This is a genomic window from Streptomyces albofaciens JCM 4342 (assembly GCF_008634025.1).
In the GTDB taxonomy this organism is placed as follows: Bacteria; Actinomycetota; Actinomycetes; order Streptomycetales; family Streptomycetaceae; genus Streptomyces; species Streptomyces albofaciens.
Map to the genome: position 1 here is coordinate 3,013,265 of NZ_PDCM01000001.1, position 25,520 is coordinate 3,038,784.

At 73.4% G+C, this 25,520-nt stretch carries 25 protein-coding genes and 1 tRNA gene; 12 read left to right on the forward strand and 14 right to left on the reverse strand.

Annotation, left to right across the window (positions count from 1 at the left end; all coding sequences use genetic code 11):
- The first annotated feature begins 62 nt into the window (after positions 1-62).
- Positions 63-728, forward strand: a complete 666-nt coding sequence (locus CP973_RS13530) for a molybdopterin-dependent oxidoreductase (RefSeq protein ID WP_244409839.1) — start codon at positions 63-65, stop codon at positions 726-728.
- Entirely contained in the window at positions 712-1,461 is a 750-nt protein-coding gene (locus CP973_RS13535) for a cytochrome b/b6 domain-containing protein (protein ID WP_341874813.1), read from the forward strand. Before CP973_RS13530 ends, CP973_RS13535 begins: the two co-directional genes overlap by 17 nt.
- Before the next feature lie 105 nt (positions 1,462-1,566).
- On the opposite strand, the gene CP973_RS13540 is transcribed toward CP973_RS13535, so the two are convergent.
- The 6 genes from CP973_RS13540 to CP973_RS13565 form a co-directional block, all read right to left on the reverse strand.
- Positions 1,567-2,139 carry a dihydrofolate reductase family protein gene (locus tag CP973_RS13540; protein WP_150240517.1) on the reverse strand — a complete coding sequence of 191 codons (573 nt, stop codon included), beginning with the start codon at positions 2,137-2,139 and terminating at the stop codon, positions 1,567-1,569.
- Between the two features lie 217 nt (positions 2,140-2,356).
- Positions 2,357-3,253: a phosphotransferase family protein gene (locus CP973_RS13545; RefSeq protein ID WP_150240519.1), complete on the reverse strand. Its 897-nt coding sequence runs from the start codon at positions 3,251-3,253 to the stop codon at positions 2,357-2,359.
- Between the two features lie 103 nt (positions 3,254-3,356).
- Positions 3,357-4,481 (reverse strand): sensor histidine kinase, encoded by a 1,125-nt coding sequence (locus CP973_RS13550; RefSeq protein WP_150240521.1) that lies wholly within the window; start codon positions 4,479-4,481, stop codon positions 3,357-3,359.
- Positions 4,478-5,326: a response regulator transcription factor gene (locus CP973_RS13555; RefSeq protein ID WP_150240523.1), complete on the reverse strand. Its 849-nt coding sequence runs from the start codon at positions 5,324-5,326 to the stop codon at positions 4,478-4,480. The genes CP973_RS13550 and CP973_RS13555 overlap by 4 nt, the downstream gene beginning before the upstream one ends.
- A gap of 4 nt (positions 5,327-5,330) precedes the next feature.
- Positions 5,331-5,888, reverse strand: a complete 558-nt coding sequence (locus CP973_RS13560) for a DM13 domain-containing protein (RefSeq protein ID WP_150240525.1) — start codon at positions 5,886-5,888, stop codon at positions 5,331-5,333.
- A gap of 235 nt (positions 5,889-6,123) precedes the next feature.
- Positions 6,124-6,525 carry a hypothetical protein gene (locus tag CP973_RS13565; protein WP_003982151.1) on the reverse strand — a complete coding sequence of 134 codons (402 nt, stop codon included), beginning with the start codon at positions 6,523-6,525 and terminating at the stop codon, positions 6,124-6,126.
- Between the two features lie 34 nt (positions 6,526-6,559).
- Between CP973_RS13565 and CP973_RS13570 the strand changes: the two genes are divergently transcribed.
- Together CP973_RS13570 and CP973_RS13580 are read left to right on the forward strand one after the other, a co-directional pair.
- Entirely contained in the window at positions 6,560-7,957 is a 1,398-nt protein-coding gene (locus CP973_RS13570) for a cytochrome P450 (RefSeq protein WP_150240527.1), read from the forward strand.
- 445 nt (positions 7,958-8,402) lie between these two features.
- Positions 8,403-10,055 carry an ABC-F family ATP-binding cassette domain-containing protein gene (locus tag CP973_RS13580; protein WP_150240531.1) on the forward strand — a complete coding sequence of 551 codons (1,653 nt, stop codon included), beginning with the start codon at positions 8,403-8,405 and terminating at the stop codon, positions 10,053-10,055.
- A gap of 48 nt (positions 10,056-10,103) precedes the next feature.
- On the opposite strand, the gene CP973_RS13585 is transcribed toward CP973_RS13580, so the two are convergent.
- A complete protein-coding gene (locus tag CP973_RS13585) occupies positions 10,104-10,490 on the reverse strand; it encodes an NUDIX domain-containing protein (protein ID WP_244409469.1) in 387 nt (128 codons plus the stop codon).
- Between the two features lie 109 nt (positions 10,491-10,599).
- Positions 10,600-11,304: an HAD family hydrolase gene (locus tag CP973_RS13590; RefSeq protein WP_150243546.1), complete on the reverse strand. Its 705-nt coding sequence runs from the start codon at positions 11,302-11,304 to the stop codon at positions 10,600-10,602.
- Between the two features lie 158 nt (positions 11,305-11,462).
- On the opposite strand from CP973_RS13590, the gene CP973_RS13595 reads away from it, so the two are divergent.
- On the forward strand, positions 11,463-11,954 hold the full coding sequence (locus CP973_RS13595; RefSeq protein ID WP_150240535.1) for a DUF6314 family protein: 492 nt from the start codon (positions 11,463-11,465) through the stop codon (positions 11,952-11,954).
- A gap of 149 nt (positions 11,955-12,103) precedes the next feature.
- On the forward strand, positions 12,104-12,721 hold the full coding sequence (locus tag CP973_RS13600; protein ID WP_150243548.1) for a class I SAM-dependent methyltransferase: 618 nt from the start codon (positions 12,104-12,106) through the stop codon (positions 12,719-12,721).
- Positions 12,722-12,727: 6 nt separating this feature from the next.
- On the opposite strand, the gene CP973_RS13605 is transcribed toward CP973_RS13600, so the two are convergent.
- A complete protein-coding gene (locus tag CP973_RS13605) occupies positions 12,728-14,029 on the reverse strand; it encodes a DegT/DnrJ/EryC1/StrS family aminotransferase (RefSeq protein ID WP_167538327.1) in 1,302 nt (433 codons plus the stop codon).
- 145 nt (positions 14,030-14,174) lie between these two features.
- Between CP973_RS13605 and CP973_RS13610 the strand changes: the two genes are divergently transcribed.
- The 5 genes from CP973_RS13610 (at position 14,175) to CP973_RS13630 (ending at position 19,978) form a co-directional block, all read left to right on the forward strand.
- Complete coding sequence (locus CP973_RS13610; RefSeq protein ID WP_425282001.1) at positions 14,175-14,999, forward strand: class I SAM-dependent methyltransferase; 825 nt, start codon at positions 14,175-14,177, stop codon at positions 14,997-14,999.
- A 271-nt stretch (positions 15,000-15,270) separates the two neighbouring features.
- A complete protein-coding gene (locus tag CP973_RS13615; RefSeq protein ID WP_150240541.1) occupies positions 15,271-16,368 on the forward strand; it encodes an acyl-CoA synthetase family protein in 1,098 nt (365 codons plus the stop codon).
- 1 nt (position 16,369) lies between these two features.
- Complete coding sequence (locus CP973_RS13620; RefSeq protein ID WP_150240543.1) at positions 16,370-17,845, forward strand: aldehyde dehydrogenase family protein; 1,476 nt, start codon at positions 16,370-16,372, stop codon at positions 17,843-17,845.
- Between the two features lie 182 nt (positions 17,846-18,027).
- The gene (locus CP973_RS13625; RefSeq protein WP_167538328.1) at positions 18,028-19,062 is read left to right on the forward strand and encodes a DUF1611 domain-containing protein; all 1,035 of its coding nucleotides are present in this window, start codon (positions 18,028-18,030) and stop codon (positions 19,060-19,062) included.
- A gap of 64 nt (positions 19,063-19,126) precedes the next feature.
- Positions 19,127-19,978, forward strand: coding sequence for an SMP-30/gluconolactonase/LRE family protein (locus CP973_RS13630; RefSeq protein WP_150240547.1), 852 nt, complete (start codon positions 19,127-19,129; stop codon positions 19,976-19,978).
- A 156-nt stretch (positions 19,979-20,134) separates the two neighbouring features.
- On the opposite strand, the gene CP973_RS13635 is transcribed toward CP973_RS13630, so the two are convergent.
- The 5 genes from CP973_RS13635 to CP973_RS13655 form a co-directional block, all read right to left on the reverse strand.
- Positions 20,135-21,346, reverse strand: a complete 1,212-nt coding sequence (locus CP973_RS13635) for an MAB_1171c family putative transporter (RefSeq protein ID WP_150240548.1) — start codon at positions 21,344-21,346, stop codon at positions 20,135-20,137.
- Entirely contained in the window at positions 21,343-21,906 is a 564-nt protein-coding gene (locus CP973_RS13640) for an ImmA/IrrE family metallo-endopeptidase (RefSeq protein ID WP_244409472.1), read from the reverse strand. The genes CP973_RS13635 and CP973_RS13640 overlap by 4 nt, the downstream gene beginning before the upstream one ends.
- A gap of 8 nt (positions 21,907-21,914) precedes the next feature.
- The gene (locus CP973_RS13645; RefSeq protein WP_003986767.1) at positions 21,915-22,355 is read right to left on the reverse strand and encodes a helix-turn-helix transcriptional regulator; all 441 of its coding nucleotides are present in this window, start codon (positions 22,353-22,355) and stop codon (positions 21,915-21,917) included.
- A 271-nt stretch (positions 22,356-22,626) separates the two neighbouring features.
- A complete protein-coding gene (locus tag CP973_RS13650) occupies positions 22,627-23,565 on the reverse strand; it encodes an NAD-dependent epimerase/dehydratase family protein (RefSeq protein ID WP_150240550.1) in 939 nt (312 codons plus the stop codon).
- 223 nt (positions 23,566-23,788) lie between these two features.
- A tRNA-Leu gene (locus CP973_RS13655) sits at positions 23,789-23,876 on the reverse strand.
- Between the two features lie 232 nt (positions 23,877-24,108).
- Between CP973_RS13655 and CP973_RS13660 the strand changes: the two genes are divergently transcribed.
- Positions 24,109-25,434, forward strand: coding sequence for a M20/M25/M40 family metallo-hydrolase (locus CP973_RS13660; RefSeq protein WP_150240552.1), 1,326 nt, complete (start codon positions 24,109-24,111; stop codon positions 25,432-25,434).
- The last annotated feature ends 86 nt before the right edge of the window (positions 25,435-25,520 follow it).

The window sequence follows — 25,520 nt, forward strand, 5'->3', positions numbered from 1 at the left end:
AAGGCACCGGCCGGGCGGCCGACGGACACGGCACTCCCGTCGGCCGCCGCCTGGTCCTCGGCATGCTCCTGACCGGCGCCGCGGGCATCGCCACGGCCCCGTACCTGCAACGCGCGTACGACAACTCGCTCGGCGCCGCCGCCCGGAACGACCCCACCGGCCTGACCGGACTGCTCCCGGCGGGCGGCGGCTTCCGCTACTACTCGGTGACCGCCTCCGTACCGGCCAAGGACGCCCGCACCTACCGCCTCACGGTGGACGGCCTGGTCGAACGCCCCACCACGTACCGCCTGTCCGACCTGCGCGCGCTGCCGCAGACGCGCCTGGTGCGCGACGTGCAGTGCGTGACCGGCTGGCGGGTCCCGGACACGCCCTTCACCGGCGTACGCCTGCGCCGCCTCCTGGACGCGGCAGGGGTACGGCCCGGGGCGGGAGCCGTCCGCTTCACCTGCTTCGACGGCGCGTACAGCGAGAGCCTCACGCTCGAACAGGCCCGCCGCGACGACGTACTGATCGCCCTCACCATGCAGGACAAGCCGCTGCCGCACGCACACGGCGGGCCGGTGCGGCTGTATGCCGCGCCGATGTACTTCTACAAGTCGGCGAAGTGGCTCTCCGGCATCACCGTCACCGAGCGGGTCGAGCCGGGCTACTGGGAGGAGCGCGGCTACGACGTGGACGCGTGGGTCGGCCGTTCGAACGGACGCGACGATGCGCCGACCGTCTGAGCGCGCGGCGGGCTGGGCGCAGGTGCGGGCACAGGCACAGGCCTGGGCGCAGGAGCGGGGACAGGCCCGGGCCCAGGCGCAGGCGCGGAGGCAGGCGCAGGCACAGACGCAGGCGTCGGTACGGGCGGTGGCCGGCGCGCGCGTACGCCGTTTCACGCCCGCCCAGCGCTGGGTGCACCGCGCCACCGCCACCCTCATGGCCGTCTGCGTCCTGACCGCGGGCTGCCTCTACCTGCCCTTCCTCGCCCAACTCGTCGGCCGCCGGGCGCTGATGGTCACCGTCCACGAGTGGTCCGGCCTGCTGCTGCCCGTACCACTGCTGCTCGGTTTGGCCTCACGCGCGCTGCGCACCGACCTGACCCGTCTCAACCGGTACGGGCCGCACGACCGCCGCTGGCTGCGCTCCGCGCTGCGTCGCGGGTCCGACCGGCCGGCGGGCAAGTTCAACGCGGGCCAGAAGCTCTACGCCGCCTGGCTGGCGGGCGCGGTCCTGGTCATGGCCGGAACGGGCCTGCTGATGTGGTTCACCCACCTCGCCCCGCTCCTGTGGCGCACCGGCGCGACCTTCGTCCACGACTGGCTGGCGCTGGCGGTCATCGTCGTCATCGCAGGCCACGTATGGCGGGCGTACGGCGACCCGGAAGCACGCCGGGGCATGCGGACCGGAACCGTCGACGCGGAATGGGCACGGCGGGAGCATCCGCTGTGGGAGCCGGAGGGGGAGAGGGAGTAGGAGGAGGAGAGTCGTAGGAGGTGGGGGAGTCGCAGGGGGTGGGAGAGTCGCAGGGGGTGGGGGTAGTCGTGATGTTGTCTGGGGCGGGCGGCCCCGTGAGCCTCGTCAGCGGACGACGTCGAAGACGTTCTTCTGCAGACCGTTGGCGTAGGCCTCGTGCTCGACCAGCTTCAGCTTCTGGGCGTCCTTGTCCGTGGCGCTGAAGAGCCGCTTGCCCGCCCCGAGCAGGAGCGGGAAGACGAGCAGGTGGTAACGGTCGATCAGGCCGGCGTCCGACAGGGCCTGGTTCAGGGAGAGACTGCCGTGCACGATGATCGGCCCGCCCTCGGTCTCCTTCAGCGCGGCGACGTCGTCCAGCGAGCGCAGGATGGTCGTCTCGCCCCAGTTCGACACCAGGTCGTCCTCGGTGAGTCTGGTGGAGACGACGTACTTCGGCATCACCTTGTAACCGACGAAGTCCTCCATGTCCGGCCACACCGGGCTGAACGCCTCATAGCTGACCCGGCCCAACAGCATCGCGGTGGCTTCCTGCTGCTCCCGGCCCTTGATGCCGAACGCCTCGGGGAGGAACTCGACGTCCTTGAAGGTCCATCCGGAGTTCCGGTAACCGGGCTCGCCACCCGGAGCCTCCGCGACGCCGTCGAGTGAGATGAAAGCAGTGCTGATCAGAGTACGCATCCAGGGTCTCCTACCTGTCTCGTGGCCGGGTCTCGGCAGGCTCGGCCGGTGCACGCCGCGCCGGCTTCACGGCTGTAGTAGACCAGCCACCACTGACATCGCGGATCGCGGAGCAACTCATCGCCCGTCGCCGTCCGCCCGTCGCCGTTCGCCCGTCGCCGTCCGGCCGTCGCCGTCCGCCCGTCGCCCGTCCGACCGGCGGCTCGAACGCGACCGCCTACGTCTCCTCCGCCCGGTCCAGAGCGGTCGGCTCCCATGCACGCCGCAGTTGCGCGCGCAGCAGCGGCAGCGGGCTGTCGTCGCGGCCGCCGAGCCGGTCGGAGAGGAGCGTCAGTGTGTCGCAGCGGGCCAGTTGCAGCGCGCGGGCGCAGGCGCCGCGGTCGAATCCGGCGGCCGTCGCGACGCGTACGGCCGCCACGGCACCGACCGAGATCGCGAGCCCGGCGACATCCTCGGCGGCGTCCCCGGTCACCGCGTCCGTCCAGTCCAGTACGCCGCTGATCCGGCCGTCGTCGGACACGAGCAGGTGCTCGCCCTTGAGGTCGTTGTGCACCAGGGTGGCCGGTCCCGCCGCGGCCTCCGCTCCCCGTACGTGCAGCCTCGGCAGCCACGCGGCGTCGAACTCACCGCGCGCCGCGACGGTTTCCGCCGCCGTCGCGGCCCGGCGCAGCAGTCCGGGCATGTTGCGCGGCGCCTCCGGCGGTACGCCCAGCGCCTCGGCGTCCGCCACCGGGAGCCGCGCGAGCGCGACGAGCATCCGTACGAGGTCCTCCTCGCCCGTCGCCGGAACCGGGCGCAGCTCGGCGGAGACCCCGTCCAGCCGGGTGTCGAGGGTGAACGCGCGCCCCCGCACCCAGTCCCCGCTCGCGACGCTCTCCGGCACGGGAACGCCGGTCCGCTCGCCGACCAGCTCGCGCAGCGCCAGTTCCCGGCGCAGGCGCTCCGATCCGCCGGAGTCGAGCGCGCACCGCACCACATGGTCCGGGCCCACCCACCAGGACGCGTGGTCGCCGCCTTCACCGATGGGCCGGATGTCCGCGGCACGCACCCCGGGCACGACGTCCTGGACCAGCCGGGCCACTTCTGCCGCGTCCGGCAGGCGTTCCTCCGTCATGATCACCATCATGCCGCAGTCCGCCGCCGCGATGGCGTGACGGCAGGCCGGTACCGCCGCACGGGTGCGCTGACCCGCTGTTCGCCCGCCGGTCGCCCGCCGTTCATCCGCCGGGGAGTTCGACCTCGAACCGGCAGCCGCGCTCCGTGTTGCGCACCGTGGCACGCCCCGCGTGCGCCTCGACGATGCCGCGGACTATCGCCAGGCCCAGCCCCGCGCCGCTCCCGCCGTCCGCGCGCGGCGTACGGGCGGGCGCGCCGCGCCAGCCGGTGTCGAAGACGCGCGGCAGGTCGGCCTCCGGGATGCCGCCGCAGCCGTCCTCCACCGCGAGCACCACCCGGGCGCCGATCTGCCGCGCCGCAACCGCGACCGTGCCGCCGTCCGGCGTCGCCCGGATCGCGTTGACCAGCAGATTGCCCAGCACCCGGGTGATCTGCTGCGCGTCCACCCGGACCGGCACGGCCGCCACCCCGCCGTCCACCAGGCGCACCCCGCCCGCGGCGGCCAGCGGCCGGGCGCCCGCGAGCGCGTCGTCCACCAGGTCGTACACCGACACCCGGGACGGCGTCAGGGTCAGCGCCCCCGCCTGGATACGGGACAGCTCGAAGAGGTCGTCGACCATACCGGCCAGCCGGTCCACCTCCACCCGGATACGGGCGTGATAGCGGGCCGCGTCCGGGCCGCGTACCACGCCGTCCTCCAGGGCCTCGGCCATCGCCCGCAGGCCCGCCAGCGGCGTGCGCAGGTCGTGGGAGATGCCCGCGATCAGGTCGCGCCGCGCGGCGTCCAGCGCGCGCTCGCGGTCCCGGGCCCGTGCCAGCCGGGCACTGGTCTCCTCCAACGCCGCGGCCAGCGTCGCCAGTTCGGCCGTCGGCGGATCGGCGGGCGCGGCGAACCCGCCCTCGCTGCCGACCGTACGCGCCGCGTCCGCCAGCTGCCGGCTCCCCGCGGCGATCCGGCGGCCGAACAGCAGCGCGGCGGCCAGCGAGACCAGCCCGGAGGCGGCGACCACGGCCATCACCACACCGAGGTCGTGCGCCGAAAGGAACATCGCCTGGGCGACGGCGACCGTTCCGGCCGCCATCGTGACGACCGCCAGGGCCCCCGCCGCGAACAGCGACAGCGCGACGGATCGGCGGCGCAGCACCCGCACGGCAGCGGCGGCCGGCAGCCCGGCCGCCACGGCGCCGAGGGCGGCCAGCGCGACGATGACGAGGAAGTCGTTCATGGGCGGGGGGTTTCGGCGGGAGCGGGCGGGGCGTCCGGGGCCGCGCCGTCGTCGTCCATACCGCCCGCCGGGTCGAAGCGGTACCCGGCGCCCCACACCGTGACGATCAGCCGCGGTGCCGCCGGATCGTCCTCGATCTTCTCGCGCAGCCGCCGCACGTGCACGGTCACCGTGGACAGATCGCCGAACTCCCAGCCCCAGACCTGGTGCAGCAGGTCCTCCCGGGCGAACACCCGCCCCGGATTGCCCATCAGGAAGAGCAGCAGGTCGAACTCGCGGGTGGTCAGGGACAGCGGACGTCCGGCCCGTACGGCGTGCCGGGCGGCGGGGTCGGCGGTCAGGTCGCCGGCCCGTACGGGCGGGACCGGGGTGGCGGCGGGCGGGGCGGCCTCCGCGCGGCGCAGCACCGACCCGATGCGCAGCACCAGTTCACGGGGGCTGAACGGCTTGGTCACGTAGTCGTCGGCGCCCAGCTCCAGGCCCAGGATGCGGTCCGGGGCCTCGCCGCGGGCGGTGAGCATCACGACGGGAACGGGGGTGGGTACAGGGGCGGGGGCGGGCCCGGGAGCCGCGGTGTGCGCGCCGCGCAGTCGGCGGCACACCTCCAGGCCGTCGAGGCCCGGCAGCATCAGGTCCAGCACCACCAGGTGCGGCCGGAAGGAGGCGGCCCGGTCGAGGGCCGCCCAGCCGTCGGTGACGTGCTCGGTCAGATAGCCGGCGCGCGTCAGGTAGCCGGTGACGACCTCGGCGACGGTCGGGTCGTCCTCGACGACGAGGACGCGCCGGGGCGGTGCGGCGGGCACCGGGCCGGGCGGCGGGGCGGCGGGCGGGGTGGTTCGGCTCACGGGATCAGCGTGCCATCGCGGCCGCCGCCGGGAGGTCGGCGGCGCCGAAGGAGACGGAGAAGCGGTGGCACCAGATCACCACGCTGCGGAAGGCGGCGGGGTCGGTGCCGGCCGGCACGGCGTAGTTCTGCTTGCCGAGGTTGCCCTTGAGCTTGCCCAGTTCCACGGCGCCCGCACCGAGCCCGCGCTCGGCGTCGGCGGCGCTGCGGTGCGACAGGTAGACCCGTACGTCCGGCCCTTCGGACGTCCTGAGGTCTTCCAGCCGCACCACGCGGCCGCCGTCCGCGAGGCCCAGCGTGCGGGCGGTGCCGCTGGTGGCGTGCTCGTGGGAGACGAAGGAGCCATCGGCCGCCGGCTTGTCCATGCCGTCCGCGTCGCGCGTCTTTTCCGTGGGGGAGGAGGTGGCGGACGGTACGGCCTCGTCCACCGTCGTGTTCGTGAGGGCCTTCCACGGCTGGAAGAGGTAGAGCGCGACGGCCGCGACGGCAACGGCCACGAGGAGGGCGGGGACGACGACGGCGCGGCGCAGCAGCGGCGAGCGGCGGGGTGCGAGGGGTTCCATGCGTCCAGCCAAGCGCGCGGAGCGGGCGGGCGGGGCACGTGGAGCCGGCCCGTAAGACTCCGGTAATTCTGCGGGGCCGCCATGCGGTCACCTGGGTGGCGGGCTTTCGTCGCCAGCGGACCGAAGCCCCCGCCGCCCCGGAACAGCCGTTGAGCCCCCGCCGCTGCCGGGCCAGCCGTTCAGCCCCGCCGCTGCCGGGCCAGCCGTTCAGCCCCGCCGCCCCCGGGCCAGCCGTTCAGCCCTCCAACGCCTCCCGCACCCGCCGCGACACGGTGAACGCGTACAGGTCCAGTACGCCGGGCGGCTCCGCGAGGCCGGGGCCGCCGGCGCGTATCCAGGCGGCCACGTCGTCCAGCGCCGCGTCGTCGTTGACCAGCCCGAGCCACACCGGGCGTCCGCCCGCCGCGCGGCCCGCGCGGGACGGCTGGACCACCACGACGTTGGCCTGGTCGCAGACGTCCAGGCACTCCGAGGCGCGGACCTCCGCCGCGCCCGCCAGCGCGGCCCGCAGCCGCGGGATCTGCGCCGCGTGGTCCACGCCCGGGATCTTGCGCGGGTCGCCGCAGCAGCAGCCGCGGCAGACGGTGACGCGGCAGGGGGCTTCGGCGGGCTGGCGGCCGGCACGCTTGTTGATCATTCGGCCCATGCTACGCGGGGTAGGTATCGCCCCCATGACCCTCACCACACGTTCCGGCCCGGCGATACCGGGTCCCCGGGGAGTACCGTTCCTGGGCTCGATGTTCGACCTGCGGCGCAGCACGCTCGACACGTTCACGCGCGCCCGCCGCGACCACGGCGACGTGGTGCGCTTCACGGCCGGCCCGCCCGGCCTGCGCAGCGTCTTCTACGGGGTGTTCTCGCCCGAGGGCAGCCAGCGGATCCTCGCCTCCGAGGCCGCCAACTTCCGCAAGGACCACCCGTTCTACGAAGAGGTCCGGCAGTCCTTCGGCAACGGCCTGCTGACCAGCCAGGACGCCGACTACCTGCGGCAGCGGCGCATCGTGCAGCCGCTGTTCACCAAGCGCCGGGTGGACGGCTACGCGTCGGCCGTGGCGGCGGAGGCCCGGGCGGTCGCCGAGCGCTGGCGGACCGCGCCCGGCGGCACGGTCGACCTGGTGGGCGAGATGAACCGGCTCGCGCTGCGCACGGTCTCCCGCATCCTGTTCGGCACGGACGTGGAGGCCGCGGTCGCCACCGTGCACCGCTGCTTCCCGGTGATCAACTCGTACGTCGTACGGCGTGGCTTCTCGCCCCGCAACCCGCCGCGCCACTGGCCCACCCCCGCCAACCGCCGGGCCGCCGCCGCGACGGCCGAACTGCACGCGGTCTGCGACCGGATCGTGGCCGGGCGGCGGGCCGCCGGCGAACCGGGCGACGGCACCGACCTGCTGTCCCTGCTCACCCGCGCGGGCAACGCGGCGGACGGCGGCCTGGACGCCGCCGAGGTCCGCGACCAGGTCCTGGTCTTCCTGCTCGCCGGACACGAGACGACCGCGACCTCGCTGGCCTTCACCCTCCACCTGCTCGCCCGGCACCCGGAGGAACAGGCGCTGGTACGGGAGGAGGTCGACGCCGTACTGGGGGACCGGGAGCCGGAGGCCGCCGACCTGGAGCGGCTGCCGCGGCTGACGATGGCCCTCAAGGAGGCCATGCGGCTCTACCCGGCGGCGCCCGTGGTGAGCCGGCGCGGCGTCGCGGCCACCGAGATCGGCGGCCACCGGATACCGGACGGCGCCGACGTGATCGTCTCGCCGTGGGTGACCCACCGGCACCCCGGCCTGTGGGAGGACCCGGAGCGCTTCGACCCGCGGCGGTTCACGCCGGAGCGGGAGGCGGCGCGCCACCGCTACGCGTGGTTCCCGTTCGGCGGCGGCCCCCGGGCGTGCATCGGGCAGCACTTCTCGATGCTGGAGTCGGTGCTGGCGGCGGCGGTACTGCTGCGCTCGTACGAGCTGACGGCCGTCGACCGGGAGGTCCCGCTCACCGCGGGGATCACGTTGCAGGCGGCGGGGCCGGGGCGGGTGCGACTGCGGTCGCGGGCACGGTCCCGGTCCCGGGAGGCGGGCTGAGGCCGGAGCCGGGGCCGGGCGGAGGGGCGGAGCCGGAGCGGAGGGGCCGGGGACCGAGCGGCGCGGCCGACGGTTTGGTCCGGAGCGGAGGGGCACCATCGCCCCTCCACCACCAAACGCAACGAAAATAGCGTTTGCGTTTTGGCGGCGGTGCCCGTACCGTTCTTCTCGGCCCCATTGCCGTCGACAGGAGAAGGCCGTTGCTCGTCTGAGGTCATGAGACACCACGCCCGCGGCGTGAGGTGCGAGACGCGCGAAGAGCGCGCCCGGCACCCGCTGTGCGGCCCTGTCCACGACCTCGGCGATCCGCGATGTCCGGCCCGCCCTCCGCCCGGCTCCACCGTTCCCGCGACGGTTCCCGTGACGCCGGTCCGGCTCTCCCGTGGACCTCCCGTGGTGTCTCCCGCGCCGCCCCCGTACCTTCGCGCGCACCGAGGAGACCCGTATGACCACCTCTTCCACCTCTTCCAGTTCCTCCAGCTCTTCCGCCCCTTCCGCCACCTCCGGCGCCATCGTCTGCGCCGGTCTCGGCTTCGCGTGGCCCGACGGCACCCCCGTCCTGGAGGACTTCGACCTGACCGTCGGCCCCGGGCGCACCGGCCTCGTCGGCCTCAACGGAGCGGGGAAATCGACCCTGTTGAAGCTTTTCGCCGGGGAACTGCACCCCGTCGAGGGGACCGTGAAGGTGACCGGCGAGATCGGCTACCTGCCGCAGAACGCCGCCCTGGACACCAGGACGCGGGTGGACGCGGCCCTCGGCATCGCCGGGACCCGCGCCGCTTTGCACGCCATCGAGAACGGCGACGTCAGCGAGGCCAACTTCACCGCCGTGGGCGACGACTGGGACGTCGAGGAGCGCGCCCGCGCCGCTCTCGACCAGCTCGGCCTGCACGCCATCGACCTCGACCGCACCGTCGGCGAGGTCTCCGGCGGCGAGTCCGTCCTGCTGCGGCTGGCCGCGCTGCTGCTGCGCCGTCCGGACGTGCTCCTGCTGGACGAGCCGACCAACAACCTGGACCTGGCCGCCCGCCGCCGGCTCTACGCCGCGGTGGACGGCTGGTCCGGCGCCCTGGTCGTGGTCAGCCACGACCGGGAACTGCTCGACCGGGTGGACCGCATCGCCGACCTGCGCGGCGGCGAGGTCCACTGGTACGGCGGCAACTTCACCGCGTACGAACAGGCGCTCGCCGTCGAGCAGGAAGCGGCCGAGCGCATGCTGCGCGTCGCCGAGGCCGACGTGGCGCGGCAGCGGCGCGAACTGAGCGAGGCACAGCTGAAGTTGGCGCGCCGGGTCCGCTACGGCAACAAGATGTACGCCCAGAAGCGCGAGCCGAAGATCGTCATGAACAGCCGCAAGGCCGCGGCCCAGGTCTCCGCCGGCAAGCACCGCGCCATGCACGCCGACAGGCTCAAGGAGGCCAGGGAACGGCTCGGCGAGGCCGCCGAAGCGGTACGGGACGACGACGAGATCCGCGTCGACCTGCCGCGCACCGCGGTGCCGCCGGGCCGCGAGGTACTGACCGTACGAGGGCTGCGGGCACGCTACGGTGCGTACGCGGACCTCGACCTGCGCGGCCCCGAACGGATCGCGCTGACCGGGCGCAACGGCTCCGGCAAGACCACGCTGCTGCGGACGCTCGCGGGCGAGATCCCGCCCGCGGAGGGCACGGCGGAGATCCACGTGCCGCACCGCTACCTGCCGCAGCGGCTCGATGTCCTCGACGACGGGCTGACCGTCGCCGAGAACGTCGCACGGTTCGCCCCGGACGCCACGCACAACGCGGTACGGGCCCGCCTGGCGCGGTTCCTGTTCAAGGGCGCCCGCGCCGACCGGCGGGCGGGCACGCTCTCCGGGGGCGAGCGCTTCCGGGCCGCCCTCGCGGCGCTGATGCTGGCCGAGCCCGCGCCCCAGCTCCTGATGCTGGACGAGCCGACGAACAACCTGGACATGGCGTCGGTCCGCCAGCTGGTCACGGCGCTGGAGTCCTATCAGGGCGCACTGATCGTGGTCAGCCACGACCTGGCGTTCCTCCGGGAGATCGGTATCACCCGCTGGCTCGCCCTGGACGGCGAACTGACCGACACCGAACCGATGTAGTGCCGGCCGGGCGGCGTACGGCGCGCGACCCGCGCCGTACGCCGCCCCTCACCCCTGCGGGAACAGCGCCAGCGTCCCGGCGCACTGCGAGTGCAGCGGCGACGGCAGCGCGCCGGGCGCGAACCAGCCCAGCTCGTCGAACTTGTGCGGCTCCCCGATCCGCACCTCCTCCGGGCGCACCCGGACCGCGAAGACCACGGCGACCCAGTGCGACTCCACCGGCTCGCCGCGCAGCACATTGCGCACCCCGAGCTGCGTGATCTCCAGCGGCGTCGCGCGGTACTCCTCGTACACCTCACGCGTCACGGCCGCCTCGAAGCTCTCACCGAACTCCAGCGCCCCGGCACCGCAGTCCCACGTCCCCGGCTCGTCCCGGGCCCCCGCGCCCCGCCGCGCGAGCAGCACCTTCCCGCCGCCGTCGTGACACAAGAACACACACGAAACCCGCGGCCCTCCCGCAAACCCCGCCATCGCCGCCTCCCCTTTCCCTACCCGACCCCTCAGAAGTGCCTACCCGACCCGTCAGAACTGCCTACCCGCCCCCTCAAAAGTGCCGCGACAACTCCGCGAACCTCTCCAGCCGCAGCACCTTCTCATCGGCCGGGTCGAGTACGCCGTGTTCCAGCACCCATGTGTTGTCGTTCGGGATGAAGACCGCGTTCAGGCCCGCTTCCCGGGTCGGCAGAATGTCCGACTTCGGGGAATTGCCGATCATCCAGGTGGCCGACGGCGCGAGCGCGTACATCCGCACCAGCTCCTGATAGGTCCCCACATTCTTCTCCGGCACGATGCGTACGTCACGGAAGTGGTGCGCCAGCCGCGACACCTCCACCTTCCGGCGCTGCTCCGCCGCGTCGCCCTTGGTCAGCATCAGCAGCTGGTGCCGCCCGGCCAGCTCCGCCAGCGTCTCGGCGACCCCCGGGATCAGCTCCACCTCGTCCGCCTCGAAGGCCCGCGCCCAGCCCGCGATCCGGGCCAGCTCCGCCTCGTCGGCCGCCCGCCGCCGCACCCGCCGCACACACTCGCCGAGGCTGCGCAGGAACACCTTGCTGCCGTAGCCGTGCACCGCGGCGTTGGCCGCCTCGATCTCGTCCAGCAGCGCCCGTACGCCGTCCCGGCCCAGCTCCGGATGGTCCAGCCAGGTCAGGAACTCCTCGATGACCCGCTCGAAGATCACGTTGTTCTCCCACAACGTGTCGTCGGCGTCAAAGACCAGCACCTGCCGCGCCCGGCGCACCCCGCCGCCCACTGCGCTCACACCGTTCTCCTCGTCCGCTCCGTCGTCCGCCCCGGGCCGGGGTACCCGGCCCCGCGCACCCTACTGACCCGGCGGACGCGGTCGCACGGCAATTGTCCGGCGGCCCGCCCGCCCGCGGCGCCTGCACCGCCACCGGGCACAATGGCGCCATGTCGACAGAGCACGACGGCCCGCCCGCACCCGGCGGCCGGCACCCGGTCCCGGACGCCACCGCTTACCTGGCCGGCTGGTGGACCATCGACCGCACCGTGCTCGACATCCGTACGGATACGCAGGGCACCTTCCACGGCACCGCCCACTTCCGCCCGGAAGACCCCGACGGCGGCACCACCCTCCTGCACGTCGAAGAGGGCCACCTGACCTGGAACGGCACCACCACCCCCGCCACCCGCACCCTCCGCCTCCACCCCCACCCCGACGGCACCGCCACCATCACCTTCACCGACGGCCGCCCCTTCCACGACCTGAACCTCCACTCCGGCCACTGGACCACCCACCACCCCTGCGCCGCCGACCTCTACCGGGGCGAATTCACGGTCGTCTCGGAAGGGGAGTGGCACCTGACGTGGAGGGTGGCCGGCCCGGCGAAGGACCAGCTGCTGCGGTCGGTGTATCGGAGGACGGGGCGCCGGGCGGGCTGACGGCGAGCTGTGTGCGCCACTACGAGGCCGGCGTGGCACAGCAGCCGAAAACGGTTCGCCCCGGCCCACGAGCGCCCCCTACCGTCCCAACCGTGACGCCTCCAGCCGCCCCCGAGCCCGCCGGTCTCGAACCCTCCGCCCCCAAAGCCATGGTCCGTCGGGGCTATGACGCCGTTTCCTACGTCTACCGTGCCGATGACGCCGGAGACGACACCTACGCGCCCTGGATCGCCGCTCTGTTGGGGCGGTTGCCGGACGGGGCGGATGTGCTTGATCTTGGATGCGGGTGTGGTGTGCCAGTTGCGCGGGCATTGAGCGCTGCCGGGCATGCCGTTACGGGGGTGGACCTGAGCGAGGTGCAGGTGAGGCGGGCTCGTGGGCTCGTGCCGCGTGCCACGTTTCATCGCGCCGATGCGATGGACATCGACTTCCCCGCCGCTTCCTTCGACGCGGTCGTCTGTCTCTACATGCTGATCCATCTGCCGCTCGCCGAGCAGCCGGTACTGCTGTCCCGCGTCGCCCGGTGGCTGCGCCCCGGTGGCACCGCGTTGGTCATCGCCGGGGACGGCGCCTGGACCGGGACCGAGGAGGACTGGCTCGGGGGTGGGGCTCCGATGTGGTGGAGCCATCCCGGCCGGGAGACGTACCGGGAGTGGATCACTGCGGCCGGGCTCTCCGTGGAAGGGGAGGAGTTCGTGGCGGAGGGGGACGGCGGGCATGTGTTGTTCTGGGTGGGGAAGGGCGGTGCGGCGGAGGAAACGGGCTGAGGCGGGTCATCGGGTGGTGCCCCAGTCCTCCGGGTCCAGGAGGGCTGCCATTCGGTCCAGGGTCCGGTCGCTCATGTTGGGGCGCAGGGGGAGGCAGACGGCGTGCCGGATGAGGTGTGCTGCGGTGCGGGCGCCCTGGGGGCGGTCGGGCGGGGCGGGTACGGCGCCGAGGGAGGTCGGGCGGGCCGCGTCGAAGCCCGCGGAGCGCAGCCGGGCGGTGGTCGCGTCGGGGTCGGGGGTGGGGACGGCGCAGAGCCAGTACGTGTGCACGGGGGCGGCCGCGCCGTAGACCAGGGACGGGTCGGGCAGGCGGGTCACCAGCCGTCGTGCCACCTCCGCCCGTTCGGCCACCGCCCGCGCGGTGTCCGGGGCGCGCAGCCGCCGGTCCAGGAGGTCCAGCAGTGCGGGGCCGGGGCGCTGCCGGATCGCCGGGATGAGGTCCGCACCGGCGAAGGCGCCGACCGTGTTCTGGAGGCCGCTCGCGTGGTCGTGACCCAGTGCGCCGGCGGCGGCCACCAGGCCGGTGTAGACCGGCCGTGTGGTGAGCAGTGCGAGTAAGGCGTACTTGGCAACCCGGCGGGCCTGCGCGTCCCGTGTCTGCACCGGCCACTCCCGGTGCAGCGCGCGCATCGCCGCCAGCAGACCCGGATTCCGTACGACGGCCACCGCGCCGCCCAGCGCCGTGGCGGTCTTGAGCGGGCCGAAGCTGAACAGTGACACGTCGGCCTCCGGACTGCCGCGGAAACCGGGCCCGCTGTACGCCTGGGCGCAGTCCTCGATCAGCAGCCAGCCGCGCCGGGCGGCCAGTTCCGCCAGCGGGCCCAGTGGGGACCGGGTGCCGAAGAGGTGGGCGACGACGACGGCGCGTGTGCGCTCGGTGGCGGCTGCCGCCCACCGCTCGGCGGTGGGCAGGAGCGTGTCCGCGTTGAGGTCCACCGGCACCGGCACCAGGCCGTGTTCCGTGACGATGCGCCACATGTCGGGAATCGTGACGGCGGACATCAGCACCTCGCTGCCGCGTGGCAGCGAGGCGGCGGTCAGGGCCAGGTCGAGCGCGCTGCGTACGGACAGGGTGGCCAGGCAGGGGGAGGGGGTGGGGTCGCCTTCGCCGGCCGGCGGCCGGTCCGCGCCACCCGTCGCCCACATGCCACCCGTGGCCCGTACGTCCTCCGTCGCCCGTACGCCCCCCTCCGCGAACCGCCGTTCCACGGTCGCCGCCCACCGGTCGGCGTCGCCGTCGCGCCCGCAGGCCACCATCCCGTACACGAGATCCGGCCAGCCGATGTCGAAGTTCCTCGGTGGATACACCGCACACCTCCTCACCGGTACGGACGCACGGCGACGCCCCGTGCCTGACCCACCGCGGCCCGTGTTCCCGCGGTGGGCATCTGTTCGGGCGCGGCCGGGTAGGGAGGCCGCTGTGACTACTGAGGACAGTGCTCCGACCGACGCCATGCTCCGCGCCAATCAGGCGAACTGGGACGCCCGTACCCCGGTGCACGTGGCCAGCGCCTTCTACGGCCTGGACGGCTCGCGTACCGCCGACGACTGGTTCGCCCCGTTCGAGTGGGACGACCTCGGGCCCCTGGCGGGCCGGGACGTGCTCCATCTCCAGTGCCACCTGGGTACCGAGACGCAGGCGTTCGCCGAGCGGGGCGCGGCGCACACCGTCGGCCTGGACTTCTCGGGCGCGGCGCTGGAGCAGGCGCGGCGGCTGGCGGCGGACAGCGGGCGGGACGTCGAGTTCGTCCAGGCGGATGTGCACGAGGCGGCCGAGGCCTTGGGCGGTCGTCGTTTCGACGTGGTCTACACGGGTAAGGGCGCGCTCTGTTACCTGCCCGACCTGTCCCGGTGGGCCCAGGTGATCGCCGGGCTGCTGCGGCCGGGCGGCATGCTGTACGTGGTGGAGTTCCACCCGTTGCTGAACTCCCTGGGTGCTGTTCCCGACCCGGACCGTGCGCCGGGCGGTGAGCAGCTGGTGCTCGCGCACGACTACCTGGCCGGCCGGGGCGCCATCCGCAGCGACTCGCCGTACACCTACACCGACGGGCCGCCCGTCGAGGGCGCGACGACCAGTTACGAGTGGCGGCACGGCCTGGGGGAGACGGTCGGCGCGCTGGTCGGCGCGGGGCTGACGGTGGATCTGCTGCGTGAGACGGACCTGCTGCCCTGGAAGCGCTTCGAGACGATGGAGCAGGCGGAGAACGGCTGGTGGCGGCTGCCGCCGGAGGAGCCGCGCATCCCGTTGCTGTTCGCGTTGCGGGCGGTCAAAGCCTGAGGGGGCGCGGCGTACGGTGTGATGCCGTCCGGAAGCGGAATCCGCGGGGATGGGGCGGTGGGCCCGCGCCCCATCCCTCCAGCAGCGGGGATACGGTTCCGGCCAGCCGCCGCGCGCTTCAAGCCGGAATGTCCCGGGCCGCATTGCACCGACAATCATCCCATGATCCGGTGGATCGGGTCCGCCGGACGCCACCCACCGGGCGCCGCCGTCCGCTCACCACGGGAAAGATTGTACGAACCGGCACAAACAGTCAGAAAGGCGACTCAGTATGCGCGACGTCGATGCCGTACTCGGCACGCCCTGGCACGAACTGCCCTCCGCCGACGCCGTCGTGGCGGCGGCCATGGAGTGGCACTTCGACCCCGCCACCGGCTCCCGGTTCTGGGTGGAGCGCGCCGCCTCGCTGCCCTTCGACCCGCGCAAGGACATCACCACCGTCGCCGACCTGGACCGCTTCCCCGACGTCAGCGGCGAATGGCGGGACATACCGGTCGAGGACCTGCTGCCCGCGGGCCTGCGCGGCCTCGGCCGGCCGCCCGCCGTCTGGGAGAGCGGCGGCACCACCGGCGCGCCCAAGCGCACCGTCGACCTCGGCCAGTGGGCCCGCAACACCCGCTGGTGGTCGGACGTCCTCGACCAGCACGGCTTCCCCGCGCACGACGGCAACCTGCTCTTCCTCGGCCCCACCGGACCGCACGTCGTCGCCGAGGCGCTGCGTGAACTCGCCCGGCTGCGCGGCGCGGTGTTCTTCCCGGTCGACTTCGACCCGCGCTGGGTGCGCCGGTGCCTGCGGGACGGCCACACCGACCTCGCCCGGCACTACGTCGACCACCTCCTCGACCAGGCCGAGCGGGTGCTCGCCTCGCAGCACGTCTCCCTGCTGTACGCGACACCGCCCCTCCTGGAGGCGATCGCCGAACGCCCGCGCCTGGCCGGGCTCGTCCGCGACCAGGTGCGCGGGATCATGTGGGGCGGCACCTCGATGGACCCCGAGACGCTGCGGCTGCTGTCCGGAGAGGTCTTCCCCGGCGCGGTCCTCAGCGGTCTGTACGGCAACACGATGATGGGCGGGGCGCCACAGCGGCCCGCCGTTCCCGGTGACACCCATGCGTGCGTCTTCCAGCCCTTCCACCCGTACGTGCACCTGTCCCTGCTCGACCCGGAGGACCCGTCGCGCGAGGTGGCGTACGGCGAGCGCGGCCGGGTGTGCATGCGCCAGCTGAGCCCGGAGGTGCTGCTGCCGTACGTCCTCGAACGGGACACCGCGGTCCGGGTCGCGCCGGTGGCGGGCTACTCGGGCGACGGGGTGGCCGACGTGCGGCCCTTCACCGACGGCGGCGCGAAGATCATCGAGGGGGTGTACTGAGATGGCGGGCGACACGGCGGCCGCTCCGGACGGCACCGGCTGCGCCATCGACGTCGAGCGGGCCACGGGACCGTACCGCTCCGCCAACCGCACCCCCCTCACCGACGTCACCGGCCGCCCGGTCGGCGAACTCTCCCTCGCGCCGCCGCTGCTGATCCGCCAGGTGATGGACGAGATGCGCGCCGCGCCCGGACAGGCGGCGGACGACCGCCTCGCGGCCCTCGCACGGGCGGGGGAGTTGTTCGCCACGGCGACCCTGGAGGGCGAGACCCCCGGCACGTACTGCCGCCGCCAGGCGCTGGTCTCCGGGCTGCCCGTCGCCGTCGCCCGCCGCACCCTGGACCGGGTGGCGCGGGCCGGGCGGGCCGCGGCGGACTCCCTGGCCGCGCAGCGCCCCTCCGGGGCCGTACCGCTCGGGGACCTGTCCTTCGGCGATCTGGCCGCCGCGGGGCGGACGAGCGCCGGTGCGGCCGTGGCGTGGGTACGCAAGGGCGACGTCCTCGGCGTCCTGGCGCCCGGCAATCACCCGGCCACCCACGTGGAGTGGCTGGGCGCCCTCGCCCTGGGATACCGGGTGGCCGTACGCCCCTCCCAGCGTGACCCGTTCACCCCGCGACGGCTCGTCCGGGCCCTGCGGGAGGCCGGCCTCGCGCCCGGGTACGTGGCGCTGCTGCCGACCACCCACGAGCACGCGGAAGCCCTCGTGGACCGGGCCGACCTCGGCCTGGTCTACGGCGGTGACCCCGTCGTCGCCCGCTACGCCGGCAGCCGGCGGGTGCTGGCGCAAGGCCCCGGCCGCTCGAAGGTCCTGCTCACCCGGGACGTGTCCTGGCGGTCCCACCTGGACACCGTCGCCGACTCGGTCGCCGCCGACGCCGGGGTGCAGTGCCTCAACGCAAGTGCCGTCCTGTGCGAGGACGACGCGCCGGGCCTCGCTCACACCCTGGCCGAACGGCTCGCCCGCCTCCCGCTGCTGGCGCCGGACCACCCCGACGCGGCCCTGCCCGTACGGCCGCTCGGCGAGGCCCGGCGCCTCGCCGAGCAGCTGCACGAGAGCGTCGGCCCACGGTCGGCGGGGGCGGGCGAGGACCCCGCAGAACGGTTCCCCGGCGAACGGTTCCTCGCCGACCTGGGCGACGGCAGTGCCGTCCTGCGGCCGGTCGTGGTCCCGCTCGACAGCCCGGAGGACCCGCGGTTCGGCGTCGAACTGCCCCTGCCGTACGCGGCCGTGGCGCCCTGGGGCCCCGGGCTGCGCCCCGCCGCGTTCGGCCGGACCCTGGCCCTCACCGTGCTGAGCGAGGACGCGGACCTGGTACGCGAGTGCGTGGCGAGCCCGCTGATCCGCAACACCCACTGGGGCGCCGTGCCCACCCACTGGTCCCGCCCGGGCCTGCCGCACGACGGGGCCCTGGCCGAGTTCCTGATGGAGTCCAAGACCTTCGCCGGGGAGGCGGCGCTGCGCGGGCCGGTGCGGTGACGCGCGCCGTCACGGTATGCGGGACACCGCGGGAAAGCGGGCGGCCGGGCGGCCCCTTTGCCTTTGCCGGGACACCAACCCGCTTGTGTCAAGGCCACCTTCGGCATTCCACGGGCGAGTTCCGGGTGGGTAGGGTTTCGGGTATGGTCCTTTCCGGGTTTCCGCGGCTTCCGCTTCGTTCCGTGCTCTTCGCCGACGGAGTTTTCGGCCTTCTCGAAGGCAAGACGGCGCAAGGGGTGCTGCGGCACAGCACCGTTCTCGAAGCCGTGGCGGTCGTCGACCGCCTGCACACCTCCGACAGCACCGCGTCCGTGGTGCCCGGCACCGATGTCCCGGTCGTCTCCTCACTGGAGGAGGCGCTGCGCTTCCAGCCGGAAGCGCTGGTCATCGCGATGACCGAGTCCGACCACGTCGAGGTGGTGGACGGTGAGGTGAAGCACGCGCCGCGGCAGCCCGGAGACCTCCCGGAATTCTGGTGGGAGCAGATCGCCACCGCCGTACGCAACGGCCTGCACGTCATTTCCTGCCTCCACCTCCAGCTGCGCCACACGGAATTCGCCGAAAAGACGGCGGACGGCCAACAACTGGTCGATGTCCGCCGCCCGTACGACGAGTTGCCGAAGTATTCCGGCCGTCTCCGGCGGTCCCGCGCCAAACTGGTGCACGTGGCGGGCAGCGACTGTGTCGTGGGAAAGCGGACCGTCGCCCTCCAATTGCACCGGGAGGCACGGGCGCGCGGTATCGACGCCGGATACGTGGGCACCGGCCAGACCTGCCTGCTGGCCGGCTGCACGGAAGGCGCGATCATCGACCGCACCCCCGTCTTCCAGGCGGCCGGGCTCGTCGAACACCTGGTGCAGCGCGCCGACCCCCGGCACGACCTGCTGATCATCAAGGGCCAGGCGTCCGTGCTGCACCCGGCCTTCGGCGGCCTGGCCACCGCGATCCTCCAGGGCTCGCAGCCCGACGCCGTGGTCTTCGTGCACGACCCGCGCCGCTCCCGGCGCTACCACTGGGAGCACCTGCCCGTGCACGACCCGCGCAGCGAGATCCGTATCGTGGAGGAGCTGGGCGGCGCCCCGGTCGTCGCCGTCGCCACCCGCGGCCGGGAGAACGTGGACAGCCTGCGCCCCCTGGGCCTGCCCGTCGTCGACGTGCTCGACGGGGACGGCACGGCGGTGCTGATGGACGCGCTCGGACCCGTACTGACCGGATGAACCGGACCGCTCCCGGCCGGTTCCGGGAGCGGCGCCCGGCCCATGATTCCCGCTCCCGAGGAGAATGTGCACTGTGAGTGTTGAAGTCGCCCTGGCCGTACGGGCGCACTTTGCCGAATGCCCGACCTGGGACGCCTCCGACGGCACGCTGCTGTGGGTGGACATGAACAACGGCGGGATCCACCGCTATCGCCCCGCCGACGGCACCGACACCGTCACCGAGGTCGACCAGCCGGTGGCCGCGGCGCTGCCCCGGGCCGACGGCGGCCTCGTCCTGAGCCTGCGCGACGGCGTCGCGGTCGCCGGCCCGGACGGCACCCGCCGCTGGCTGGCCGAGTGGTCGGAGCAGGGCGTACGCGGCAACGACGCGAGCGTCGACGGCCGCGGCCGCCTGTGGCTGGGCACCATCGCCGGCGAGACCGCGCCCGGCTGGCTGGCGCGCATCGACGCCGACGGCACGACGCACACCGCGGCCACCGGCGTACGGCTCAGCAACGGCATCACCTGGAGCCCGGACGCGACCCGCATGTACTACGTCGACACCCCGACCCGCCGCATCGACGTCTTCGACTACGACCTCGACACCGGCAAGGCCGCCAACCGCCGGGTGTTCGCCGAGATCACCGGCACCGACGGTGTGCCGGACGGCATGTGCGCCGACACCGACGGCGGTGTGTGGGTGGCGCTCTTCCGCGGGGGAGCGGTCCGCCGCTACGCCCCGGACGGCCGGCTGGACCGCGAGATCACCTTCCCCGCCTCGCTGACCACCGCCTGCGGCTTCGGCGGCCCGGACCTGACCGACCTCTACGTCACCTCGGCCCGCCGCGACCTGGGCGACGCCGAGCCGGAGGCGGGCAATCTGTTCGTGGTGCCCGGGGTGGGGCAGGGGCTGCCGGGGACGGCGTTCGCGGGGTAGCGCGCGGGTGAGGCGGGGGCCGCACGGTGACTGCCCGGCCCGTACGCGTATGGCCACCGCCCGGCCCGTACGCGTACGGTCACCGTCCGGCCCGTACGCGTACGGCCACCTTCCGATCCGCAGGCGTACGGCCCCCTCCCGCCCGCAGGCGTACGGTCACCGCCCGGTCTGTGCCACCGCGGGCCGGACCCGGGCGAACGCGCGGGACACCTCGACCAGCCACGCCACGTCGGCGGAGAAGTCCGGGCCGCCCGCCGCGGCGGGCACCGGCACCCCGTTCGGTCCCGACGGCCCGTCCACGCCGGCCGGACCGTCCGCCTCGGGGCCCGGCGGCCGTGGCCCGGCCGCGAGCGCCGCCGCGATGTGCGCCGCCTCGACCTCCGCGTGCCGCTCCGCCGCGGCCCCCTGCCCCGGCATCAGCACCGCGCCCGGATCGCCGTGGTGCCCGCGCAGCGCCAGACAGCCGTCCCGGATCTCGATCACCCGGCGGTGCAGGTGGAAGCGCAGGTCGTACAGGGCCGACAGGTCGCTGCCGGTGCTGGACGGCAGGGAGATCTCCGGATGTGCCTGGTGCAGCGCCTGCCACAGCGGGCGCAGCAGCCGGTAACTGCGGTAGTCGGCCAGCCAGCTGCGGGCGGCGGAGACCCGCGGCCCCCACAGCGGGGCGGTCCAGCCGACGATGTTCAGGACCATGCCGATGGTGAGCGTCGTACGGGACACGTCGGACCAGCGCATCGGGTTCCAGCCGTACTGCGCGAGGAAGACGTCGGCGTAGCGCCCGGCCGGGTAGACCAGTTCGATGACGGCGCCGGCCGCGGCGATGCGCAGCCCGCGGCGCACCCAGCGGTGGTCGGTGAGCTTGGCGAAGTGCCAGCAGGCGCGGGCCACCAGGACCTTGCCGACCACGAACGCGGTGAGGTACGCGGCCTGGTAGGCGACGAAGAACGGCTGGTCGCCGGGGCGCGTGAAGACATTGCGGGGCGGGCCCTGAAGGGTCGCCAGGAAGAACAGCACCACCATCGTCACCGGCACCGTCGCGAGGAGCAGCAGCCGCCGCCGGGCCCGCACGCGCGCCTCGGCCCTGGGGTGTATCCAGTGGATGAGGAGGATCTGCTGGCAGGCCAGCACCGCGATGATCCACAGCTGGACCGAGACGTTGTACCAGGTGATGGTGCCGAACAGGGTGCCTGTCCAGCGGACCGGGGTGGACATGGACAGGTACATGCCCTGGCACCCGAACGAGGCGCACAGCGCGATCAGTCCGGCGTTGCGGCGGTGCCCGCGCAGCAGCGGTACGAGGGTGTAGGCGAACGCGATCCAGCAGGCCAGCGCGGCGATCGGGTACCGGATGTGGGTGATGCCGTTCATGAACCGTCCTCGCGGCGCCAGTTCAGCGAACCGTGGATGCGGCCCAGCACGCTGTTGGGGTCCGGCGCGTCCGCGCCCCCGCGGGTGCCGGCCCGCAGCCGCTCCCCGAGGAGAAAGGCCATGACCTCGGCTTCCTGTTCCTGGGCGTCCGAGTAGTTCTCGCGGTACAGCAGGTCCTGCACGAGGGACGGGTCGAGGTCCGGGAAGAGCTGGGTCCCGGAGTCGTCCCCGGGCACGCCCACGCCGTGGTGGCCGCAGATCATGTGGGCCAGTTCGTGGGCGATGATGTGCTCCTGGTGGTGCCGGCTGGTGTGGGCCTCGTAGACGACGTAGTCCGTGCCGGGGAAGGACAGCCACAGCCCGCACGGCCCCGAGGTGTCCATCGGCATGGCCACCAGCTGGATCTCCCGGTCCCGCACCCGGGCCAGGTGGTCGCAGAGCAGCGGGAGGTCGTAGGCGGGCGGGAGCCCGTACGAAGCCAGCTTTTCCCGGCACTGCCGGCGCAGGGCCTTCAGCCCGGAAGGCCCTCTGCCGTGGCGGCCACGCCAGGGGAAAGGCATCCGGAGCACTACTCCTCGCTGTCGACCGGCTCGTTCGGCTGACGGCCGCGCGCCGCGGCCGTGGTGGCGTGCATCTTGCTGACCTCGCGGATGATGCGGGCCAGGGACTTGCGGCCGGAGTCGTCCATGCTCATGGCGCGCAGCGCGATGTCCCGCACCTCGGCGTTGCCCATCGCCGAGGCGAGGGCGAGCTGGGAGTCGACGCGGTCGGCGGTGTCGTCGTCGAAGAAGTACGCCACCGGCACCCGGAAGAACGCCGCGAGGGCCTCCAGATGACGCTTGGTGGGGTTGGTGCGCTGACCGGTGCGCAGCTGCCAGACATACGTCTTGGAGAACGTACCGCCGCTCAACTCGCTGCACCCGCGCGCGACTTCCTCGTACGTGTACTCGCGGCCGTTCGCGCGGATCGTGGTGAACAGCTTGTCGACCTTCCCGGCCAGTGACGACATCGGGGCTCCTTCTCATGCGCCGGGGTGAGCTGCCTCGGAGTGCCAACCCATCCTAGTTGACAGGACCCTGACTTGCACTTAACGTCGGGATCGCGTTAGCGGAGATGAACAGAGTGGTTTCCTTGTCCACTCAAGCGGACGACGGGGGTGTCCGCATGAGGGAGAGCTCGTCGCGGCGGCGGCCGGTCGCCACGGTCGCACGGCGCCGGCGCGATGAGCCGAGGAAGCCTCTCCCTTCTTCTGCCGTCCTCTCCCGCCGGGCAGGCCCGGCTCACGCGCGCTCCAGGCGCGCCCGCCACCAGTCCACGGTCGCCGCGAGCTGGTGATCGAGCGGTGTCGCGTCCGCGCCGAACGCCTCGCGGTACGCGGACGAATCCATCACGAACGGCCGGTCGAACTGGTAACGGACCTCCTGGAGTTCCCGCAGCAGCGGCGATACGAGCGATGCCGCGCGCAGCACCGCCGACGGCAGCCGCCGTACCGGAACCGGCCGCACCCGCGCCTGTTCCGCGAGCCGGCCGGTCATCTCCCGGACGGACAGCGGTGGCACGGTCGGTACGTGCCAGGCGCGGCCCCAGGCGCTCTCCCGTTCCGCGACCTCGACCAGGGTCCTCGCCACGTCGGGGAGGTAGGTCCAGCTGTGCGGCGCGTCCGGGTCGCCGAGGACGGAGACCGGCTTGCCCGCCAGGAGGCGCGGGACGACCCGGGAGGCCAGGTGGCCGCCGTCGGTCACGCCCGGACCGAAGAAGTCCGACGCGCGTACTTCGGCCACCCGGATGCGGCCCTTCTCGTGCAGGGTCAGCGCCTGCTCCCAGATGTCGGCCCGGACGCGTCCCTTGGTTCCCGTCGCGGCCAGCGGCAGGTCCTCGGTCAGCTCACCCGGGACCGGCCCGTACCCGTAGAGGTTGCCCAGCAGGACGAGGACCGCGCCGGTCCGCTCGGCCGCGTGGTTGACCGACGCGGCGAGCGGCGGCCAGTCGCGCGTCCAGCGGTGGTACGGCGGCGAGGCGCAGTTGTAGAGCGCGGTCGCGTCCCGCGCGGCCTCCGCCAGCCGTTCCGGCACCGCCGCGTCCAGCGCGACATGCTCGATCCCCGGCTCGGCGGGACCGCCCGACCGCGTGACGACCCGGACAGAACGCCCCTTTTTGACCAGCAGCCGAGCCGTGGCCGCCCCGGCGGGGCCGAAACCTATGACGACGTGAACACCCATGCGCGAAGGCTAGCGAGCGGATCGGGCGGCCAACGACGATCTCGGTCACGTTCCGGGATCAAGCTGGGATCGAGCGGGGATCGAGTGGTCAAGCCGGGGCCGGGCGGGGATCGAGCCGGGGCCGGGCGGGGAACGGGCGTGGAACGGGCCGGACACGAGTCGGGTCGAGCCGGATCTTGCCTGGGAAAAGCGGAAGACCCCAGGTGAACTGGGGTCTTCTCCGTGGTGTCCGAGGGGGGACTTGAACCCCCACGCCCGATAAAGGGCACTAGCACCTCAAGCTAGCGCGTCTGCCATTCCGCCACCCGGACCAGGTGTCTGCCGGTCCGGCCCTCGGCCGTTCCGACATGGAAAACAATAGCAAACGTTCAGGGGTGGTCGATCACGGCCGGGATGCGTCGGGGGCGCGCCTGTGACCAGCGGATGTCGGGAGCATTGCGGCCTTGGGCGCAGCGCCGCCGAGGGGGAGGATGGCGGTGGACCCCCGCCGCGGTCCGGGCCCCTTCGGGAGGACGGCGCGGCCGTGAACCATGAGGAGGCAGTGTGAGCGAATCGCAGCCGGCCCGTACGGTCACCGGCGAGGACGAGGTCGTCGACCTGTGCCGGGACCTGATCAGGATCGATACGAGCAACTACGGCGACCACTCCGGGCCGGGTGAGCGGGCCGCCGCCGAATACGTGGCGGAGAAGCTCGCCGAGGTCGGGCTGGAGCCGCAGATCATCGAGTCGCACAAGGGCCGGGCCTCCACCGTGGCCCGCATCGAGGGCGCGGACCCGTCGCGGCCCGCGCTGCTCATCCACGGCCACACCGACGTGGTGCCCGCCAACGCGGCGGACTGGACCCACCACCCCTTCTCCGGGGAGATCGCGGACGGGTGCGTGTGGGGCCGCGGCGCGGTCGACATGAAGGACATGGACGCGATGACGCTCGCGGTCGTCCGCGACCGGCTGCGCTCCGGCCGCAAGCCGCCGCGCGACATCGTGCTGGCCTTCCTCGCCGACGAGGAGGCCGGCGGCGTCTACGGCGCCCGCCACCTCGTCGACAAGCACCCCGGGCTCTTCGAGGGCGTGACGGAGGCCATCGGCGAGGTCGGCGGCTTCTCCTTCACCGTCAACGAGAACCTGCGGCTGTACTTGGTCGAGACGGCCCAGAAGGGCATGCACTGGATGCGGCTCACCGTGGACGGCACCGCCGGTCACGGGTCGATGACCAACAGCGACAACGCGATCACCGAGCTGTGCGAGGCGGTCGGGCGGCTCGGGCGGCACAAGTTCCCGGTGCGCGTGACCAAGACCGTACGGTCCTTCCTGGACGAGCTGTCGGACGCCCTGGGCACCGAGCTGGACCCGGAGGACATGGAGGAGACGCTCGCCAAGCTGGGCGGCATCGCCAAGATCATCGGCGCTACGCTGCAGAACACCGCGGCGCCGACCCAACTGGGCGCCGGGTACAAGGTCAACGTCATCCCGGGCCAGGCGACCGCGGCCGTCGACGGCCGGTTCCTGCCCGGGCACGAGGAGGAATTCCTCGCCGATCTGGACCGGATTCTCGGCCCGCGGGTCAAGCGTGAGGACATTCATGCCGACAAGGCACTGGAGACCAGTTTCGACGGTCCCCTGGTGGCGGCCATGCAGTCGGCGCTGAAGGCCGAGGACCCGATCGCGCGGGCCGTTCCGTACATGCTCTCCGGCGGTACGGACGCGAAGTCGTTCGACGACCTCGGAATCCGGTGCTTCGGCTTCGCGCCGCTGAAGCTGCCGCCGGAGCTGGACTTCGCCGGAATGTTCCACGGCGTGGACGAGCGGGTGCCGGTGGACGGACTGAAGTTCGGTACGCGTGTGCTCGACCGGTTCATCGAGCAGAGCTGAGGCGAATTCCCGTGCCGGCGCACGGGACTTCCCCCGCCCGGCCTCGCACGCGGTGCGGGCAATCGCCCAGGCGTACGTATTTAGCC